The organism is Cupriavidus sp. YR651, assembly GCF_900101625.1.
Taxonomy (GTDB): Bacteria; Pseudomonadota; Gammaproteobacteria; order Burkholderiales; family Burkholderiaceae; genus Cupriavidus.
Window position 1 is genome coordinate 58,902 of record NZ_FMYZ01000018.1, and the last position, 19,404, is coordinate 78,305.

Annotated in this window: 16 protein-coding genes and 4 pseudogenes; 12 read left to right on the forward strand and 8 right to left on the reverse strand. The window is 60.3% G+C overall.

The genetic code is table 11. The annotated features are described in order from the left end of the window. The first annotated feature begins 254 nt into the window (after nt 1-254). Nucleotides 255-764 (forward strand): hypothetical protein, encoded by a 510-nt coding sequence (locus BLR29_RS28850; protein ID WP_092142546.1) that lies wholly within the window; start codon nt 255-257, stop codon nt 762-764. A gap of 243 nt (nt 765-1,007) precedes the next feature. Here the strand turns inward: BLR29_RS28850 and BLR29_RS28855 are convergent, their stop codons facing one another. Then, entirely contained in the window at nt 1,008-2,366 is a 1,359-nt protein-coding gene (locus BLR29_RS28855; protein WP_092142548.1) for an MBL fold metallo-hydrolase RNA specificity domain-containing protein, read from the reverse strand. A gap of 409 nt (nt 2,367-2,775) precedes the next feature. On the opposite strand from BLR29_RS28855, the gene BLR29_RS28860 reads away from it, so the two are divergent. Together BLR29_RS28860 and BLR29_RS28865 are read left to right on the forward strand one after the other, a co-directional pair. After that, entirely contained in the window at nt 2,776-3,231 is a 456-nt protein-coding gene (locus BLR29_RS28860; RefSeq protein WP_092142550.1) for a universal stress protein, read from the forward strand. A gap of 31 nt (nt 3,232-3,262) precedes the next feature. Next, a complete protein-coding gene (locus BLR29_RS28865; protein WP_092142553.1) occupies nt 3,263-4,264 on the forward strand; it encodes a zinc-dependent alcohol dehydrogenase family protein in 1,002 nt (333 codons plus the stop codon). A 493-nt stretch (nt 4,265-4,757) separates the two neighbouring features. Here BLR29_RS28865 and BLR29_RS28870 read toward each other — a convergent pair. Next, nucleotides 4,758-5,648: pseudogene (locus BLR29_RS28870) on the reverse strand (YhcG family protein); the annotation flags it as partial. Nucleotides 5,649-5,836: 188 nt separating this feature from the next. Between BLR29_RS28870 and BLR29_RS28875 the strand changes: the two are divergent. The 3 genes from BLR29_RS28875 (at nt 5,837) to BLR29_RS33055 (ending at nt 9,445) form a co-directional block, all read left to right on the forward strand. Further along, complete coding sequence (locus tag BLR29_RS28875) at nt 5,837-6,130, forward strand: TSUP family transporter (protein WP_255371493.1); 294 nt, start codon at nt 5,837-5,839, stop codon at nt 6,128-6,130. A gap of 799 nt (nt 6,131-6,929) precedes the next feature. After that, on the forward strand, nt 6,930-8,054 hold the full coding sequence (locus tag BLR29_RS33050; RefSeq protein ID WP_255371494.1) for a DUF4158 domain-containing protein: 1,125 nt from the start codon (nt 6,930-6,932) through the stop codon (nt 8,052-8,054). Next, nucleotides 8,051-9,445, forward strand: a complete 1,395-nt coding sequence (locus tag BLR29_RS33055) for a transposase (RefSeq protein ID WP_255371495.1) — start codon at nt 8,051-8,053, stop codon at nt 9,443-9,445. Before BLR29_RS33050 ends, BLR29_RS33055 begins: the two co-directional genes overlap by 4 nt. A gap of 920 nt (nt 9,446-10,365) precedes the next feature. On the opposite strand, the gene BLR29_RS28885 is transcribed toward BLR29_RS33055, so the two are convergent. From BLR29_RS28885 to BLR29_RS28900, 4 genes are all read right to left on the reverse strand, one after another. Then, nucleotides 10,366-11,148: a c-type cytochrome gene (locus tag BLR29_RS28885; protein ID WP_092142559.1), complete on the reverse strand. Its 783-nt coding sequence runs from the start codon at nt 11,146-11,148 to the stop codon at nt 10,366-10,368. Between the two features lie 133 nt (nt 11,149-11,281). Beyond that, nucleotides 11,282-11,737, reverse strand: coding sequence for a carboxymuconolactone decarboxylase family protein (locus BLR29_RS28890; protein WP_092142562.1), 456 nt, complete (start codon nt 11,735-11,737; stop codon nt 11,282-11,284). Nucleotides 11,738-11,749: 12 nt separating this feature from the next. After that, nucleotides 11,750-12,184: a cupin domain-containing protein gene (locus BLR29_RS28895; RefSeq protein ID WP_092142565.1), complete on the reverse strand. Its 435-nt coding sequence runs from the start codon at nt 12,182-12,184 to the stop codon at nt 11,750-11,752. 109 nt (nt 12,185-12,293) lie between these two features. After that, entirely contained in the window at nt 12,294-13,703 is a 1,410-nt protein-coding gene (locus BLR29_RS28900) for a MocR-like pyridoxine biosynthesis transcription factor PdxR (protein WP_092142598.1), read from the reverse strand. Nucleotides 13,704-13,882: 179 nt separating this feature from the next. Between BLR29_RS28900 and BLR29_RS28905 the strand changes: the two genes are divergently transcribed. After that, a complete protein-coding gene (locus BLR29_RS28905) occupies nt 13,883-14,542 on the forward strand; it encodes an HD domain-containing protein (protein WP_092142568.1) in 660 nt (219 codons plus the stop codon). Between the two features lie 54 nt (nt 14,543-14,596). Here BLR29_RS28905 and BLR29_RS28910 read toward each other — a convergent pair. Further along, nucleotides 14,597-14,815 (reverse strand): annotated as a pseudogene (locus BLR29_RS28910) (GntR family transcriptional regulator); the annotation flags it as partial. A gap of 169 nt (nt 14,816-14,984) precedes the next feature. Here BLR29_RS28910 and BLR29_RS28915 point away from each other — a divergent pair. Beyond that, nucleotides 14,985-15,704: an SDR family oxidoreductase gene (locus BLR29_RS28915; RefSeq protein ID WP_092142571.1), complete on the forward strand. Its 720-nt coding sequence runs from the start codon at nt 14,985-14,987 to the stop codon at nt 15,702-15,704. Between the two features lie 577 nt (nt 15,705-16,281). Here BLR29_RS28915 and BLR29_RS28920 read toward each other — a convergent pair. Then, nucleotides 16,282-17,262 carry a LysR family transcriptional regulator gene (locus tag BLR29_RS28920; RefSeq protein ID WP_092142574.1) on the reverse strand — a complete coding sequence of 327 codons (981 nt, stop codon included), beginning with the start codon at nt 17,260-17,262 and terminating at the stop codon, nt 16,282-16,284. Between the two features lie 110 nt (nt 17,263-17,372). Here BLR29_RS28920 and BLR29_RS28925 point away from each other — a divergent pair, with 110 nt between their 5' ends. The 4 genes and pseudogenes from BLR29_RS28925 to BLR29_RS33060 form a co-directional block, all read left to right on the forward strand. Then, a complete protein-coding gene (locus BLR29_RS28925) occupies nt 17,373-17,921 on the forward strand; it encodes a 4-hydroxylaminobenzoate lyase (protein ID WP_092142577.1) in 549 nt (182 codons plus the stop codon). Nucleotides 17,922-17,924: 3 nt separating this feature from the next. Then, nucleotides 17,925-18,806, forward strand: coding sequence for a nitroreductase (locus tag BLR29_RS28930; RefSeq protein WP_092142579.1), 882 nt, complete (start codon nt 17,925-17,927; stop codon nt 18,804-18,806). Next, nucleotides 18,763-19,104 (forward strand): annotated as a pseudogene (locus BLR29_RS28935) (transposase); the annotation flags it as partial. The gene BLR29_RS28930 and the pseudogene BLR29_RS28935, both read left to right, overlap by 44 nt. A gap of 43 nt (nt 19,105-19,147) precedes the next feature. Continuing rightward, nucleotides 19,148-19,404: pseudogene (locus BLR29_RS33060) on the forward strand (IS30 family transposase); the annotation flags it as partial.

The following is a 19,404-nucleotide window of genomic DNA, read 5'->3' on the forward strand; positions in this document are numbered from 1 at the left end:
ACTGCCGTCTCACCGGGTGCTTAAATCGTCGTAAAGCACGGCGTTCTCATATGCCGCGGTGGCCTATGAAAAGGCAACTCTTGTCATGCATCAACCTTCCTTAGACGACGGGCAATAGTCTTATAAAGAAGGACGCTTACGAGGATGTGCGCCGCATTGCTCCGGCGAAATTTTCGCGTCACTTCTATGCTTGATCCAAGCTCAATTGGCACTCATGGTCGTTGGGCCATTGATGCTCGAACGGAGGTAGTGAAATGTACAGAAAATTCTTAGTGTCAATGTTTTCGGCACTTGCGCTTTCAATTACACCTGGCCATGCGCAGCAAAATAAGCCCGCCACGAAGAGCACTCAGTCACAGCAGCAGCCCAACGTCGCCGATTTCGACAAGCAGATGGCGCAAGCCCAGGAGAACATGCGGAAAATGCAGGAGCAAATGGACAAAATCCGCCAGACTCAGGATCCGCAGGAGCGGCAGAAGCTACTCCAGGACCACTGGACAACCATGCAGACGACGATGGGCATGATGCATGGCATGTGGGGCGCAGGAATGATGGGATGTTGTGGCGGTGCGCCAGTCGCGGGATCTCACATGATGGGTGGCCACATGATGGGTTGGGGCCAGATGAGCGGCTACTACTCAAAACTTACGCCCGAGCAAATGAAGCAACGGCAATACATGATGGACCAGTATATGGGCATGCAGCAGATGATGATGAACCACATGATGCTGCATCAGTCCATGATGACTCCACCGGTGCGCTAGTCAATAGCTTGGGGAATTCAGTCCACAATTTTGAGACACCGGAATGGCGCCTCAGCGATGGCTGCATATTTGGCGGCGCCGTCGCTGATCCCCTGGAATGGCTCTAGGTGCGTACCACTTGCGGTCAGTCCAACGATGACGCCGTCGAACTTCGCAGCAACCTATGCGGCCGTACAAGAATCTTCGCGGAAGTCGACAAGGATCGTTCTGAAGCCAATCAGTTGGGTTGCGGCCGTCGTCGCCTCAATCTAGCGAATAGGACTGTCGGTACTCCGGCATGGTGACCGGCCAGCGGAGATCACGCTCGATGCGCTGACGCAACGCGTCGCTGGCCTGTGGCTCGCCGTGCACGACGAATGTACGTCGGGGCGCCTGGTGAAAGCCACCCAGCCATGTCATGAGTTCCACCGCGTCCGCATGTGCGGACAGGTTCTCCACCTGTTCGACCGATGCTCGTACGACGATGTCCTTGCCATGCACGCGGATGTCGCGCCGGCCTGACGCCAGGGCGGCGCCACGTGTCCCCGCTGCCTGGAAGCCCGACAGCAGAATAGTGCTGCGCGCATCCGGTCCATACGCCGCGAGGTGATGCACAACACGGCCCCCAGTTGCCATTCCGCTGCCGGCCAGAATAATCTTCGAGCTGTGATCCTGGTTCAGCCAGATCGACTGCTCCATACTCTGCACCGGCGTTGCTAGGTCGCAGGCTGCGGCACACTCGGCACTGTCAATGCGCAACTCCTCCGGATGCAGAGAGAAGATTGTGGTCGCGTCGATCGCCATGGGGCTGTTAAGGTAAATAGGTACGTCCGGGATCCGCTTCAACTCGCGCAAGCGGTGCAGGCAGTACAGCAGGCTTTGGGTGCGCCCCACCGCAAAGGCGGGGATGATTAGGCTACCACCACGACCAACAGTGCGGCTTACGATCTCGCCCAGCACGTCGAGGGGATCGGATTCCGGATGCCGCCTGTCGCCATACGTCGACTCCACCAGCAGGTAATCCGCCTGCCTGACCATCTCAGGCGCGCGCATAACAAGATCCTGCTGGCGGCCAAGATCGCCCGAGAACACAATGCGCTTATCCTGGACGAACAGCGTAACAATGGCCGACCCAATGATATGCCCCGCCCGGCAAAACTCGGCCTCGACGCCCGGCACTACCGTGAAGCGCTTACCGTACTGGATCGGCTGCAGCCGCCGTAGGGCGCGCAGAGCATCGGCACCGTTGTAAAGCGGCAGTGCTGGCCGGTGGCGCGAGAAGCCCTTCTGGTTCGCATAGGCGGCGTCTTCTTCTGCAAGGTGGGCGCTATCCGGCAGCAGGATGCCGCACAGCTGCGCGGTACCCATGGTACAGAAGACGTTACCTTGAAACCCATTTCGCACCAGCAACGGCAGGTAGCCGCTGTGATCAATATGAGCATGGGTCAGCACCACTGCATCAATACTGGCTGGCTCAAGCGGAAGCGGATCCCAGTTTCGCAGCCGCAAGGTCTTGTACCCCTGAAACAGACCGCAATCGACCATGACACGGTGACGGCCGGTATCAAGCACGTACTTCGAGCCCGTGACTGTGTCAGTCGCGCCGAGGAATTGCAGACGCATACTATGTTCCTTCCTTAAGGCCACTGTGAGGCGCTTTTCGTTCACCGTGCGATTCGCTAGCAGCTGACGCTCGCGGGATATTCGACCCCAATCTCCCCGGGCAAATCAATGTGCGGGGCTTGCCCACACCGGGAGTCTAGGTTGCGCCCAAGGTAAGCGATTGATCAGGATCAACGGAGATCAGCTCATCCGCCCTCCGTTTGCGGCGAAGAACGCATGTATCATCAATGCCAGAAAGAATTCTGACGGCCCGCGTTATCCCGCGATGACTCGATGCCGACAACAATTCTATCGACCGACAGTTGTCGGCTTGAGCCATGTCAAGCGCTTTCCGCCGCATACGTCTACGCTGATTCTAGCGAATCCCAATAAGAAGATTCATGACAATTCATTTCTCAGGAGACATCTTATGTATCAGCGTATCCTGCTCGCAGTGGACGGTAGCCGCTCCTCCGACTTGGCGCTGAGCCAGGCCATCGCCATCGCCAAGACCACCGGTGCCGAAGTCAGGGTGCTGTACGTTGTGGACGACAGTGATGTTTACTTCGAGGCCAGTTATTTTGACCCGCGCGAACTGATCGGCAACCTCGTCGCTCATGGCCGCAAGGCGTTGGATGTCGCCATCGCCCGTCTCAGCGAGGCCGGTATCCGCAGCAAGGCGCAGTTGGATGAGAAGCCGGTGGCGCCGGGCAGAATCTCGTCGACCATCGTAGCCGAAGCCGACACGTGGAATGCCGACCTGATCGTGATGGGAACGCACGGGCGGCGCGGTGTCAGGCGTCTGCTGATGGGTAGCGTGTCCGAAGGCGTCCTCACGAAGACCAACAAGCCGCTGCTGCTTGTCCGTAGCGAGGCCGAAGGCTGACCCCGCCGCTAGCACCGACAACGATTGCGCCATGTCGCAGACCATGCGGGCCATGCTATTCGAAGGCGCCGGGCTGCCTTTGCGCCTGCAGGACGTACCTGTGCCCGAGCCGGGGCCCGGCGAGGTCCGAATCGCTGTAGCCGCCTGCGGCGTTTGCCGCACCGACCTGCATATCGCCGACGGCGACCTTCGCTATCCCAAGCCTGCGCTCATCCCGGGACACGAGATCGTCGGCACAGTCGAATCGTGTGGCGCCGGCGTTACCACGCTCATGGAGGGAGACCGTGTGGGCGTTCCATGGCTCGGCCATACCTGCGGACAATGCAATTACTGCCTGCGCCACCATGAGAATCTCTGCGACACGCCGCAGTTCACCGGCTACACGCGTGACGGCGGCTACGCTGAGTACGTGGTGGCCGACAGCCGCTACTGCTTCAGGATTCCCGCTGGCTATGACAACGAGCACGCTGCCCCGCTGCTCTGTGCCGGCCTGATTGGCTACCGCACGCTGCGCATGGCGGGTGAAGCACGCCGTATCGGCATCTATGGCTTCGGAGCGGCGGCCCACCTAGTGACACAGATCGCCGCGGCGCAGGGCCGGGAGGTTTACGCCTTCACCCGCGCGGGCGACAGCGCAGCCCAGCAGTTGGCACATCAGACTGGCGCATGCTGGGCGGGTACCGGCGACCTCGAGGCGCCAGTACCGCTGGACGCGGCATTGATCTTCGCCCCCGTGGGTGCGCTGGTACCGCGTGCTCTGCGTGCCATCGACAAAGGCGGCATCGTCGTCTGCGGCGGCATCTACATGAGCGACATCCCGGCCATGCCCTACCAGCTGTTATGGGAAGAGCGGCGGCTGTGTTCCGTGGCCAACCTGACTCGGGCCGATGGCGACGCGCTGATGGAGATCGCGGCCCATACGCCGCTGGAGACCCATACCACCGCCTATTCCCTTGAACAAGCCAACGTGGCACTGGCCAACCTACGCGAGGGCCGCCTCGCCGGGGCCGCCGTCCTCATCATCCATCCCTGAGCCTCTCCACTCCTTCCACAAGCCGTTATCGACGCGATCCCGGACTTGCTCGGAAGCGGAGTAAGTCCCAAGGCCATCCCGATGATTGCCAATTCGGCGGAACCCTACTCGAAAATGCAGTTCGTGGAAACTCCGCTTGTTCTGTTACCGTTCCGCAGCCTCTCGCACCCGCCGAAGGGACTCCGTATTAAGCGCAAAGCCGGCATCGCTGAATGCTCGCCAGGTCGCCACCTCGAGGCCCACGTTATCCATGAATTCGTGCACAGGCTATCCCCCGTTAGCTCGCCCGGAAATCGCCGGACTTCGGAGCTATGCGGCTCTCGCGGGGTGCGATTGACGATCTACTGTTGCAATGTGAACTCATTTCGAAGTCGCGATCGGGCCAAGCGGCAGCCGACTTTTGATCAACCCCGACAGCCGCCAGCGGAGTGAATGCATCGGCAGTGTGTTGACCAGACGCGGCCGGCCTTAGTCCGCGACTGCCGGAGATAAATCAGTCGTCACCCAGTTCGGCCTCGATTTGAGCAATGGTCGGTAGCGACGGCGTGAGGGTCGGCGGGACGTCCCGCATGAGTTGGTACTCGGCGACGCCCATCGGCTTGGCCATGCCACGCAGCGCGTATTCCGCCACCAGCCTGTTGTTCTCCTTGCACAGCAGCAAGCCGATCGACGGCGCGTCGCCCTCCCCTTTCACTTGGGCATCAATGGCCGAGAGGTAAAAGTTGAGCTGGCCCGCATACTCGGGGCGAAACGGTGTGGTCTTTAATTCGACCACGACGTAGCAGCGCAGCTTCAGATGGTAGAACAGGAGGTCAATGAAGAACTCCTCGCCTCCAACCTCAAGTCGATACTGGCGGCCGACGAAGGCGAAGCCGGCACCGAGCTCAAGCAAGAAGCGGGTGATATGCTGGGTGAGCGCTCTCTCGATGTCTCGTTCCTGCGCGTCGGTGGCCAAGCCCAGGAAGTCGAAGATGTAGGGATCCTTGAGCACGCCGCGGGCCAAGTCTGAATGTACCGGCGGCAATCGCTCGGCGAAATTGCTTACGGCTTGACCTTGGCGCTCGTGAAGGCGGGTCTCGATCTGCATCACCATCACATTGCGAGACCATCCATGCTCGAGAGCTTGGGCGGCATACCACTCTCGCAGCGGCGTGTCCTTCACCTTGTCAAGTAGCGTACAAAGATGGAACCACGGCAATTGTGCAGCAGGCTGCTGCACAAATTCCCGGCCGGCCCAAGCCTCCGCCAGTGCGCGCATGTATTTGAGGTTGCGCGGGGAGAAGCTCTTCATGTCCGGGAAGGTGGCGCGTCGATCTCGGGCTAACCGCTCGATCACCTGTGCGCCCCAGCCCTGCTGATGCTGGCGTTCCCGGATGTCGCCTCCTTATTAAGACCGTAATATGGCTTATAAAGCATCTGGCCATGGGTGAGAGGAACTCGCTGCGTACTTTCAAGCATGAAAGTAAAAAAATAAGATTTATGAATATTTACAGCGCTGCATCGGCTGGATTGCCTCTCCAATTAGGCTCTGCTCGAACAGCGGGCTAACGAGGCTCCAGGGCTGGCTCGGCCATGGCTCTCTGTGGATTTTTGCCGGTGTCGTCGCCGGATTTTATCGGCGTAGTGGCTGCAGTCATGGGAGTGGCCGGCGGGGAGTTGCTGATCCCAGCGCTGACGCTGCTCTTTGGCCTGGACTTGAAGCTCGCAGGCAGCTTGAGTCTGGCGATCAGCTTGCCCACGATGCTGGCAGCTTTCGCCCGCTATAGTCGCGACCAAAGCTTCTCGGCGCTTCACCGCGCTTTCGTCGGCTTGATGGCTGTTGGGTCGATTGTTGGTGCCTATGTAGGGGCTTGCTGCTTGGGGTGATATCTTCGGTAGTGTTGCTACCCCTGCTGGCTGCAATCCTGCTGCTTTCCGCAATCAACGTATGACGACATGCGTGATGCACCGGCCGCTACGTTTCTTGTGTTCCCTGCATGTCTTGCTCTTGCGACCAGGTCCGCCGCCAGGCGCAGATGACGCTTCGTCGACCACCAATGCGTCTCTTCAGGCTAGCGAGGTCGATTGTCGGAGTCACGCCCTGAGGCGGTCAGTCAAGGTTTCTCAGAGGAAAAACTTGGTTTCTGGCACGGGCAGTTGCGCCGGGCATTCTTGTCCGTCTTGAAGGGACGGCCAGATCGACAAACTCCGATCACGATCTGGATGTCATGCGGCAGCAGCAGTAAAAGGTCCACTCGGTGACTCAGCAGTACCGCGGCGCCCCGCTGTCTTGCCGTGCGCAGATCCCAGTGCAACCATATTTCGGGCAACAATGCCGGCGGTCCTTGTGCCTTGTTGGTTAGCGACACGTTCGTGCCCCTAACGAGCTCCGCGGCAGCGACCTCGCGATGCGAGCGACCTCAGGCTCAAGAGCCCGTCAGGTCTGACTCTTCTCAACTCCATGATGCCCAGGACCTGCTCAGTCTGGCCGTGCATAGGGAAAGCGGTGTGACTGTTACATGGGGTAATCGTACTCTCCGTGCTAAATCTGGCGCTTTCCCCGAAAGCCGTTACTGGCAAGGCTTGCCGGTCGACTCCAGCGATCGTCGGTAGATTCTGGGAGATCCCGCGGTAACATAGCTGCCCGCGCACCGCTCCGCCGCAAGGAGGTAGGGAAATGCCAGGCATGGAATTTCGCTATGTGGGAATCGACCGCCTGCCGGCCAAGATGTCGGAGTTCGACGTGGAGCGATACTTTGCGCTCACCGACAGCGACATGATGGCGGTGAATGAGCGGTTCCGGCGAGACCGGCGCGCCGGCGCGGCAATCCAGTTGGTCTTTCTTCGGGCGAGCGGCCATACGCTGGACCATGTAGGCACTTTGCCGCGTCAGTTGCTGCGTTACATTGGTGACCGCCTTGGCGTGCCGACGCCAACCATCGCGTCGCTGCGGACCCTGTATCACCGCTACAAAACGCTCTATGACCACCAGGTCTGGGCCTGCGACTATCTTGGGCTGACGCGGATTGGGCCAGACCATTGGGCAGGGCTTGGTGCGTGGATGCGCCAAGATGCGAAGGAATCGCTGACGCCCGAGGACTTGCTACAGCACGCGCGCTTTTGGCTATACGAGCGGCGGATCCTAATCCCTGCCGACCGAGCGCTGCGCGATCTCGGCCACTCTATCTGGGCAGAAATCGAACGAGCCGTGGTAGCGATGATCGAGGCAGCCATCCCCGAATCTCAGCTTGCACGTGCGGAAGCAGTTCTGTTGACCCGACACGATACGTCTGGAGCGACCGTTCTTGAGTGGCTGAAGACCCCGCCGGCACGTCACAGCCCGACAACCATTGCCGAGACGCTCGAGAAGATACGATTTCTGAAGGAACTCGGTGCGCATACCTGGCAATTGGACGGCGTGCCTATCGAGAAGCAGCGTGCCTGGGCCCAGCGGATCCAGGCACGCCGCCCGGTCAAGCTCCGCGAGCTGAAGGCATCGACGCGCACGCTGGAACTGGTTTTTTTCCTTCGAGTGACCTTGCTGGAATTGACGGACTCCCTGCTTTACCAGGCTGGACGCCGGGTCTCCGATCTGGTCCGACAGGCTTACGAGAAGACCACGACCAAGCAGGCACGCTCTGCCGCGGACTACCGCCAGCGCCTGCTAGCGATCAAGATGCTCGTCGGTGACCCCAATCGCTCGGCCGAGGAGCGGCTCGCGGAGATCGGCAAGCTGCTGGAGGATGTATCTGGCAAGGCCGCCATGAGCCATGCAGCCAGTGTGCGCGAAAGACAGAGCACCTCAAGGTGAATCTTGCGGCATTGGATGAGGCGCGCGAGGCCGGCCGGGTCACGATCGGCTCAGACGGTACGCTGCACCTGTCAGCATTGGAGGCGCTGCCCACGGATGGTCTTCCTCGCAAGACACGCGACACGCTATTCAAGGCCATCGGTACGGCCCAGTTCGCGGATCTGATCATGGAGATGGACGCCCGCACCGGGTTCAGCGCGGTCCTTCTGGCCCGAAGAGCGCGTCACGCGAATGAGCTGGTAGCGTTGTACGGTGCGCTTATCGCACACGGCACCGAGATGGATGCCAAAGGTGTCGCAGGGATGATCCCTCAACTCGACGCGGCACACATTTCGACACAGATGCGCGCGCTGGAGATGCCGGGGCGGCTGGTACGTGCCAACGATCGGGTAATTGAGTTCCAGAGGACTCACGCGATCACAGAGCTCTGGGGCGACGGGCAACGAGCATCGAGTGACTCCATGAGTCTCGACACCTCGTCCCACCTGTTCTACGCCCGCGCCGATCCGCGGCGGCGCACCCACGCGATAGGGATCTATACGCATGTGCTGGACCAGCACGGAATCGTGTACAACCAGCCGATCGTGCTCAACGAGCGGCAAGCTGGCGTCGCGATCGAAGGCGTCGTGCGCCACAATGACACGCGCGACGATGGCGGCCTGCTTCGGCTTTCTGTCGACACGCATGGATATACGAGCGTCGGCATGGCGGTTGCGAAGCTGCTTGGATTCGATCTGTGCCCACGTCTGCGCAATCTGACGGAGCGCAAGCTTTACTTGCCCCGGGGATTGGCCGCTCCGGACAAACTGACACCGGTCGTCGCCCATGAAATCTCTCTCAAGGCTATTCGTGATGGCTGGGATGGCCTGCTGCGGCTAGTGGCATCTATCAAATCTGGACGCGTCAGCGCCGTGGTCGCCCTCCAGCGCTTCGGCAGTGCCGCCCAGGGTGATGCCGTCTATCGTGCCGCTGATCAGCTCGGCAAGCTGCTGCGGACGCTGTTCCTGTGCGACTATTTTGGCAATCCAGAATTCCGGCGCGAGCTGCATACGTTGCTCAATCGCGGAGAGTCAGTCCATCAGCTCCAGCGTGCGGTCTACACCGGCAAGGTTGCGCCGGAGCGAGGCCGTCGGCGTGACGAGATGATTGCGATCTCGGGCTCACTGACCTTGCTCACCAATCTGGTGATTGCATGGAACATACAGCGCATGCAGGTGACAGTGGATGCCTGGCGCCAGAATGGGCAGACAATCGACGATGAATGGCTACGGAGAATGGGGCCCGCGCATTTCGGACATATCAATTTTCGGGGTACGCTGCGTTTCCCGCTTCATCTGTATCAAGAGATGTTGCTGGACGCCGCACACGGGCAGCGTGCGACCGGTTCATGAGGAACGCACCATCACGGGCAAAGATCAGCCAAGAGCCGCCACTCGATGAAGGGACCAAGAATGCTTGTTCACAGGAGGCACCACCAGCTTCACGGCCGGAGGCCGCCGTTTGCCACGCTCACCCAGGCTCCCGATACCCCCCGTCGTGGCGCTTGTCCACGCATTGCCTTTAAGCTCACCCGCGGTGGACGCGTCACCGCAGTGTGAATGTCTTCGGGGCCACGCCGCCTAGCCGCCGCGATGGATCCTGAAAGGGGGCGATCGGCGCTCAATATTCCGGTGTGGCGTGTCGTGCGGCTATTGGCCACAGGGGCGGTTCAAACCAATACCGCTTGCCTGGAGACGGCAACGGCGTTGCAGATAGTATCGTCTACGAGCAAGGTGACTAGAAATTGCGGCGCGTGACAGCGCCAGGGCGCACGCCAGGGCGGTGCGGACCCCGCCGCTTGCACTCGGGTTGGCGAGCTTCGCCAGGGTATCGCGCACTCAATGCGCATCCGCGGGCCGGGTGCCTTGACGAGCTTGCCCTTCTTCTGCATTCGCCCGAGTATGCTGGCGAGCTGGCGCACCGATGCGCGGGGCGTTCCGGCGCACAGGGCTGCGCAGATCGGCATGCTACGCCTTTTCGTTGTGCCACGTCTGCGACGTCGCTGTCAATTTCTGCGTCATCTCCTTCAGCGTGTGGCGCACCGTAAACGCTGGGCCGGCAGACGCTTGAGGTGCTCGATCTCCGATTCCAACTTTCTGAGCCAATGCGCTTGCCGCCGTACTCGCTTCTCAAGCGGGACAACGTCCGCTCCGTGATGCGTTTGCAGATCCTTTGACAACCATGAGGACACAACAGTTGCTCACGATCTTGAGCCTGCGTGATCAGTGCCGTCGCGGCTTGTGCATCGCAGGTATAAGCGACCATTTCGGCTTTAGCGCTGACCCGCAAAAGGCTGCCGCTTGAGTGAGCGGAGGTAGGCAATCAATGCTCGCATATCTGAGTCGTTGATATTCCGATACCAGGCATAGGCCATAGGAGGCTTGTAGTGCATACCCTCCCGGCTTTCTCCGCGAATCGCCTTGGCGATCTGCGCGTCTGTCCAGCGTTTAAGGCCGCTCTCGTCAGGCGTCAGATTGCGCGAGACGCTGGTGCCCCATGCGCCATTGAAAACCTGCCCGCCCGCACCGAGGTGCGCAGTGATCAGTTGTCCGTGGTCGCCGCGGGGAGTATGGCATTCCATGCAATGGCCGATATTGGCCAGATACTCGCCGTAGTGTACTGTGTCGCGCGTCGAAGTCGGGGCGACGTGCTCCACAGGGGCGCCGTAATTCGGCGGGAGTGGGACATGGTAGGTCGACGCTTCAACCACGTGATGGACTGGCGGTTGCGCGCGCAGGTACGCAATGATGGCAGCAAGATCCGCGTCCGAAATGTTCCGATAAAAGCCTATCGGCATAGGCGGCCCGATAATACTACCGTCTGGCCGTACGCCATCGCGGATCGCCTTTCCGATCTGCGCGTCGGTCCATCTGCCAATACCCGTCTGCGCATCCGGCGTGATGTTGGGCGCTACCGCGCGGAATGGCGGTTCGTCGAACACACGGCCGCCTCCAAGATTGTTGGTGAACGCGCCCTCTTGATTCGCGTCGGGAGTGGCGTGGCAGTTCGCGCAGGCCACGACGCCTTCCATCAGGTACTTGCCACGCGCCAGCAATGAGTCGTCGTGGGCGGAAACCAGCCTCCATGGCGAAATGCCTTACCCAGGCAACTTATTCTGCTGTCAGCGCTGGAGACTGAGTGATGAAGAGGACCGATCGACTTCACCACTGCTGTCCGAAGGCCGCCCCCTACTGTTCAATCGCAGCCTGTGGTGTGTTTCGGAAGCTAATCGCCATGCGGTTGTACGTATTCATCAGCGCAATCGCGATGGTCAGGTCAACCAGTTCGCGCTCATCGAAGACTGTGCGGGCCACCTCGTAAGCGGAATCGGGCACACCCGTCTGGGCAACCAGGGTCACCGACTCGGCCCATGCGAGGGCTGCGCGCTCGCGTGAGTCAAATAGAGCACCCCCTTCCCTCCACGCCTGCACAAGCGCGAGCTTCTCGACAGACACGCCCTTCTTAATCAAATCGCGGGTATGCATGTCGAGGCAATAGGCGCAATTATTGATTTGCGAGACCCGCAGGTAGACGAGGTCCACAAGGACTGGCGACAGGCCGCTCTGCATGACGTAGCCGTATACGCCACCGAGCGCCTTGACGCCTTCAGGCGCAATTTCGCTGTAGTTGAGACGCTTGCTCATGAGAAGAACTCCTTACTTGATTGGGATGGTCAGAGCTTTTTCGTCGCTGTCCGCAATGAACACGGCAAGCAATTTAGCGGGCTTCGTCACGCTTGCATTGCGGCTCACGCGGTGCACCGCGCCAGGCTCCTCGTAGAAGCTCTCTCCAGCGTGGTAGATTCGCTTCGGGCCATCATTGACCTGCGATTCGATGTCGCCCGAGACGACGTAGGCATAGATGAAGGCAGAGGCCGCATGCTTGTGCTCGTGCGAGGCCGCACCCGGCGGGTACTCAACGACGACGGCGGTAAGCGACTTGCCCGGAATGTTGGGGATCGCGCGCTGAAAGTTTGGTGTGGCGGTCTCCGCCCCGCCGTGCGCTTCCGCGGGGAGGGTGATGGCGACGACGCCAGCGACGGCGAGAGTCATCGTCGCGCAGGCCGTTCCTAAGATCGATTGGATGTTCATGAATCACTCCTGTGTATCTGCATTGTCGGGCGACAGGCAGACACGCAAAAGCACCAGGAATGAACATTTTTAATGTACCAAGAAGCGACCGCCGGCCTACGCGCTGACGTCAACGGCGCTGGTGAATCAGTTCCTGCAAGCGGGAGCAATCAGCCGCCAAGGTGCCTTCGTTCACGTTCGTCACGCTGAGCATGAGTCCCTGTTGCGCAGGTCCGGTCGCGTACCACGGAGACAGGGGAACCGGGGCCAAGGCGTAAGAGCGTGCTCTCACGGCGATATCGATGTCAGATACAGACTGTGGTAACGCGATCACGACGGCCGTGCCGGCAGTGGCCTGCAATCTGAGCGTTTCCGTCGCGTGTGTCTTCAGTGCGCGGACCAAGGCCTCTTGCCGCGTGGCATATAGACGCTTCATGCGCCGCAGATGGCGGAGGTAATGTCCTTCGTGCATGAATTCGGTCACGGCGTGCTGTACTGGTGCAGCAGGAGCAGGGGCCAGAGACGCCGCGACATCGCCGAAATGGCCCGCCACGTCCGGCGGGACAACGAGGAACCCGAGACGCAGCGCCGGGCTGATCGTCTTGCTGAAGGTCCCGATATGCAGTACTCGCCCATCGTTATCGAGCGATGCAAGAGCCGGCGCGGCCCGCCCTTTCAGCTGCAATTCCCCGAGATAATCGTCCTCGACCACCCACCCACCGTAATGTTTGGCCCATTCGAGTAGAGCAAGCCGTCGTGATAACGACATCGTCATCCCAAGCGGCGCTTGCTGGCCGGGCGTAACGACCGCAAGGGCGGCTTCGGGCGAGATCCGGATGCCTGCGTCGACATCAAGACCGTCCGAGTCCACCGGGACCGGGGCTACAGTCATCCCCGCAAGCCCTAGCGCCGTTCGCGTGAGAGGAAAGCCGGGATCTTCCATCCAGGCTCCTTTGCCTTCCAGGCGCAGTGCACGAATCGCCAAATTGAGCGCGCCAGAGAAACCAGCTGTAACGAAAACCTGAGAGGGACTACATCGAAGGCCCCGCGAGACACCAACATAAGCGGCGATCTCCTGTCGCAGATCAGGTTCACCGCGTGGATCGGGGTACCCGACAGGAGCGGCTGCTGCCCGACGCGCTGCGCGTGCCTGCACACGGGACCAGAGCTTAAAAGGGAAGGAGTCTTGCGACGGCACGCCCATTTGAAACACCAGGGGCGTAGCGCTGAAATCGAAGAACAGTTCCGGCAGCGGCGAGGCCTCGGGCGTCCATCGAGAAGTGTCCCGCGACGGCCGCTCCGCTACCCGGGTGCCCGCCGCGCCGAGCCCGATCGCGTACTGCTCGTCAATCAGCCGTTCATAGGCGGCACGGACAGTACCACGAGCGACGCCCAGTTGGGCGGCTAGGTCCAACCAGGATGGCAAACGTGCGCCTGCGGCAAGCTGACCCGTTTCGATTGCATTGCGAATCGAGGCATAAATCTGCGTGGACAGCGAGACGCGTCCAGAGCGGTCGAGGCTGACAGAGAGAGTTGCCATAGGAAGATGGTACATCGAAATTGCTCACTCTTGGGCCTTTCCAATAGCCCATGCGAAGCGTAACGTTCTCGAGACAGTCCTCATAACGATGCGCCGCCGAAATGGTCGTTCGGTTGAGAAGAAAGCCCTAACCGCGTGCCGCATAAAGCGCACGATTTTTACAGTGTGCGAGAAACGCAATGACGCAAGACAAAGCAAAATCGACGAACGAACTGCACGACCTCATCATCCCAGACAGTCGATTGGCTCGAGAGGTGGCCGAATTTGTTCGGGATACCGAAAGCGACCTACTGTTCAACCACTCGACGCGCGTCTACCTGTGGGGCGCTCTACTTGGGAAAACGAAAAATGTCTCATTCGACCCCGAGCTCCTCTACATAGCGGCGATGTTCCATGACGTCGGTTTGACGCCCGCTTACCGTGACAGCGAATTGCGCTTTGAGGTGGACGGAGCAAATGCCGCTCGCGAGTTTCTGCGTAGCCGCCAGGTCGCCGAGGCCGACGTGGCCAAGGTATGGACCGCTATAGCGCTCCATACGACGCCAGGCATCCCCGAGCACATGGACGGTGAAATCGCACTGGTGCAAGCCGGAGCTGGGATGGACGTCGCAGGACGGGGCTTCGACGACTTTACCCAACAACAACGCGCTGCCGTGGTCGCGGGCTATCCACGCGGCGCAGATTTCGCCCATCAGATGATCGACGCCTTCTACGAAGGCATGAAGCATCGGCCTGCCACTACGTTCGGTACGTTCAATGACGATTTCATTGCACACAAGGATCCGAGCTTCGAGCGCGTGAATCTGTGCAGCATCATTCTGAATTCACGCTGGGAATGACCTACTCATCGAACCCTGCCGGCAATCCGTTGCGCAGAGGAATGTGCAGAATCGCAGATAGCCCTCGGCCATCAATCGTTCGAACGCGTCCAGCGTCGTGGTCCGGGACACGCCGAGTTGCGACGCCAGCGTACGTGTGGAAGGCAGGCGCTCGCCTGGCGCGAGCCGTCCGTCGACGATGCCGGCGCGAACCTGGCGATAGATCTGACCGGCCAGGCCCCAGCGCCGCAAAGCTTGATGTCGGCCTGCATCTTGTCGGAGGGGGTGACGCATGTGGCCCGGGATTCTAGGGCCGGCGGCATCCCGGCATGGCCGAATCCGCACGCAGACCCCAATGCCAGCATGGAGGGTCGCAGCGCGGTTGGTGTTTCAATAATTTTAGTTCAATTGATATAAAACGCGCCGGGGCGTGGTCGCGCCGGTACTCAAGTGGGGACGTGCCATGACAACAAAGACTTTTCTGATAACCGGTGCTAGCAAGGGCATCGGCCGTGCGTTGTCGCATCGACTGGCCGCGGCCGGGCACATGGTGATCGGTATCGCGCGCCATGCTGACGCCGAATTCCCGGGCATGCTGGTGCCCATCGACCTGACGGACTCGGCTGCCACCGAACAGGCGCTCACCCGCCTAAAGGCCCAGCACCAGATCGACGGCGTGGTGAACAACGTGGGCTTCATCGAGCTGGCGCCGCTCGGCAGCATCGACCTGGATGCCATGGATGCCATGTTCCGCGCCAACCTGCGGCCCGCGGTTCAGCTGGTGCAGTCGTTGTTGCCCGGCATGCGCGAGCGCGGCTGGGGGCGGATCGTGAACCTGTCGAGTCTGGTCGTGTTGGGCGTTGCCAACCGCTCGGTCTACGCGGCGGCCAAGAGCGCGATGATCAGCTTTACCCGCACCTGGGCGCTGGAACTTGCCACTACCGGGATCACGGTGAACGCGGTAGCGCCGGGGCCGGTGGAAACCGAGATGTTCCGTGCCAACACGCCGCAGGGCAGTGAGGCAGAGAAGCGATTCCTGTCGATGGTGCCGATGGGACGCCTCGGCAAACCGGACGAACTGGCCGCCTCCATCGAATTCCTGCTGTCCGAGCCTGCCGGCTTTATTACCGGGCAGACCTTGTTCGTGGACGGCGGCGCGTCGATCGGGAAAGCAGCGCGCTAGCGCAGTTACGTCGCCCGCCATGGTCGTCGGCTCGGTCTGACGCGCTGGGCGCGCCCCGACCGCCGCCTGGCGCGGCGGCCGGGGAAACGGGATGCGGCTTCATGCGCGGGCACGGGCGTTAGCCGCTTCCCAGGCAAACTCGACCGTCGACATGTGGACCGATATCGCAAGACGCCCGATCCGTGGAATCTCCACCGATGGAGGCAGCCATTATTTGGTGCCCGCGTTCGGAGCGATGGCTTGGCGGTAGATTGCTCTAACGATGTGGGATTCGATAGCCGTCATTCGAAGTAGTGTCGATAGCGTTTGAGATCGGGGCGATCAGACGTCAAAGGCGATTGCGATTCATTTCTTACACGGTTCGTTTTCCACACCGTCTATCGCCGTAGGCGTCCATGACCGCCATGGACAAGTTGGGACACGCGGGTCTTTCGATTCGTCCAGTTGGGACAACGCCGATCGCTCCGATGACTCATGTCGCCAAGACTATCGCTTGCCGACCGCAAGCAGACGTCCACATGGCCGCAGCACGGTGTTACAGCGCGGACTTCTCATGTGCACAACGACCGCCTTCGGACTATTTGAGCGCTTCTTCTGAGGTCTGGGCAGTCTTCAAAATCATCTCCCTTAGCCAGGCATGCCCAACATCGTCATCGTCACGATCGTGCCAGACCGCTCGCATAGTCTCGGTGCGGGATGGATAAGGTGGGGCGCGACGAACCAGACCGCCACGGTCTGCGAGTGCCAGGGCGAGCGACGCCGGCACGATCGACAGCATGTCCGTCTTACGAAGCATGGCGGGAATAGCAAGCGCGTGTGGGACCGTAACTCTCAGTCGCGGTGCCTCTCCAAAAGCAAGGAGCGCCTCCTCCAATGCGCGCCGGTCGAACATCTCGGACTGGCGAGCTAGTCCGCGCTCGACGATAAATCCTCCGACCGCCCCTTCCTCCTGCCCACCAACTGACAATGTGACAAGTGGGTACTTCGTAAGATCGTCGAGTCTGAGCTTTCTTCGCGAGGCCGGATGTCCATTGCACATCAAGATCGACTCACCCTGGGACATCAAGGCACACGAGTTCAGGCGAGGTGGAATCTGGGAGAAGATACCTATGGCAATATCGATACGTCCCAGGTCGATCTGCTCCGCGAGATCCAGTCGTGTTGAGGGCCGAATGACGAGGTCCACCCCGGGAGCCATCTTCTGCAACTCGCGAGACAACGGGGCGACTATCACCTCAGTGACGTAATCGTTCGCCGCAATGACAAACTTGCGCCTGGATTGACTCGGAGAAAACGGCTCCGTGCCCAAGGCGCTCTCGATACGGCGAATCGAATCCAGCAACGTTGGTGCCATTGACATGGCACGGGCGGTCGGCACCATACCCTTGCCCATCCGTACGAACAGCTCGTCACCAACCAGTTCTCGCAGTCTGCGTAGCGCATGACTGACCGCTGATTGCGTAAGGTGCAGACGCTTTCCCGCCAGGACCAGATTCCTCTCCTCATAGATGGCCTCAAACACCTTCAGAAGGTTCAGGTCTGTGCGTCCGATGCTCATGATGGGACCCCTTCATTGAATGCCGCTCATTATGCAGCTGCACAGACATCAATTCCATTCCGTTGGCGGGCGGCGCATTATGGCTCCATGCATTAGACAGGAGGCAAACCATGACGACAGAGAATCTCAACAGCGACCGCGAAGCACTGATCGAGCGCTGCATCCCCTTCCTTGAAGAAGTGAAGGACCTCACCACCGGCCCCGAGGTAGAAAGCTGGCTCAACCAAAAATACGGACCTGACAGCGAGCTTTACCAGACGTTGTCCTCCCTCGTTCGCAAGGGTGTGGAGGACGGCTGGGCCGCGAGCATCGACATCGAAGGCTTTGCCTACCGCCGTAGCCGCATCGCCGATCCCTCCGAGCGCACGCTGCATTTCAGCATCACGGCGGTGTATATGGACAGCACTGGCAATGCTCAGGGCCATCTGGATGGCCGCCTGCGGGGGCAGTACCACGGCCATCCATATGGGGAGTTCAACATGGTCGTACCTCTGAACCCTGGCGCGGCACTCAACGGTCCAAATGGCTGGTGTGCGGGCGGCTGGACCGCCCCCGCTCCTGGCAGCCATCATTACCCGGAAGCTAAAGGCGGCGCTGTGATCGCGTTGTTCTTCCTCCCTTCCGGGCGGATCTCCTATCACGAGGCCCCGCAGGAGTGAATCATGGTCCAAACGGCGGATAAATTGTCCCAAGATGCGATCGCACAATGTGTCGCCTCCGTAGTCTCCTCACGGCGGGCAGTCCGAGCGTTCAAGCCAGATCCTGTGTGCCGGGAGACGGTCGAGCAGATCCTGCAGGAAGCGGCTACCGCTCCAAGCGGGGCCAACATTCAGCCATGGCGCGTATATGTGGTCACTGGTAACGTCAAGGACGAACTTGCCCAGATTCTGGTCGCCGCCCACAGGGCCGGGAAGGCTCCCGCTCCCGCGCACTTTCCTGAACCGTTGCCCGACCTTTTTCGGAAAAGATTGATTGATTTCGGCGCGCGCTATTACGGGTCGCTTGGTATTGACCGCAACGACACCGAGGCCCGCTCGCGCCAGACCGAAAAGAATTTCGCGTTCTTCGGCGCACCGGTGGGGCTGATTATCAGTATCGACCGCAGACTGAAGCCGCACAGTTGGATAGATATCGGGCTTTTCGCGCAGAACCTCATGATTGCAGCGAAGGCACGTGGCATGGACACGTGCCCCCAGGTAGCATTCGCACCGTTCCACGCCCAGATTGCATCGTATTTGAACATGCCTGCGGAGGAAGTCACCGCGTTCGGTATGTCGTTGGGCTTCGGCAACCCTGAAGCCGCGGTCAATCAGACGAAGATGCCGCGGGAACGCGTGCAGGACTTCGCTCGTCTATTAGGGTTCCCAGATAGGGTCCGCAATCCCATCGCCGATGACGCAGAGGCATCCGAGCGGTCCGCCTCTCTGCCACACATCGATGGCGATATGCCAAAACAGGAGGTGCGCATTGCCGCTACCATCGAGGCGGCAGACAGCAAAGCCCACGGTGTTCAGCAAGAACCGCGAACGGCTGATCAAGCATGATGCGGTGATCGAGTTCTTCAACGAGGTGCTGGCCATCGCGCAGAAGAAGAACTGGCTGTCGGGCGAGCACTTCAGCGTCGACGGCACGCTGATTCAGGCGTGGGCAGGCCACAAGAGCTTCGTGTGCAAGGACGGCGGCGACGATGACGACAGCGACGGCGCCAACTTCAAAGGTCGCAAGCGCAGCAACGAGACGCACGAGTCCAAGACCGATCCCGATGCCAAGCTGTACCGCAAGGGCAAAACCGCCAGTGAACTGCGCTACATGGGTCATACCCTGAGCGTGGATTCAATGGGTCGATGCAACACTAGACACTGCGTGTGCAGTGGAGGTGTTGAAAATGAAACAGAGGCGCAGGATCTACTACACCGAGACTCAAAAGGCACTAATGTGGGAGCGGTGGCGAAAAGGTGACACCCTTGCGCAGATTGCCAGACTGTTTGATCGCTACCACTCAGCAGTACAACGAGTTCTCGCGAGGAATGGCGGGATACAGCCAACGCCACGACACCGCTCCAGGCTCGCTTTGACGATTGCCGAGCGAGAAGAGATTTCGCGCGCAGTCGTCGCCGGCCGGTCGATTCGCTCAATAGCGGC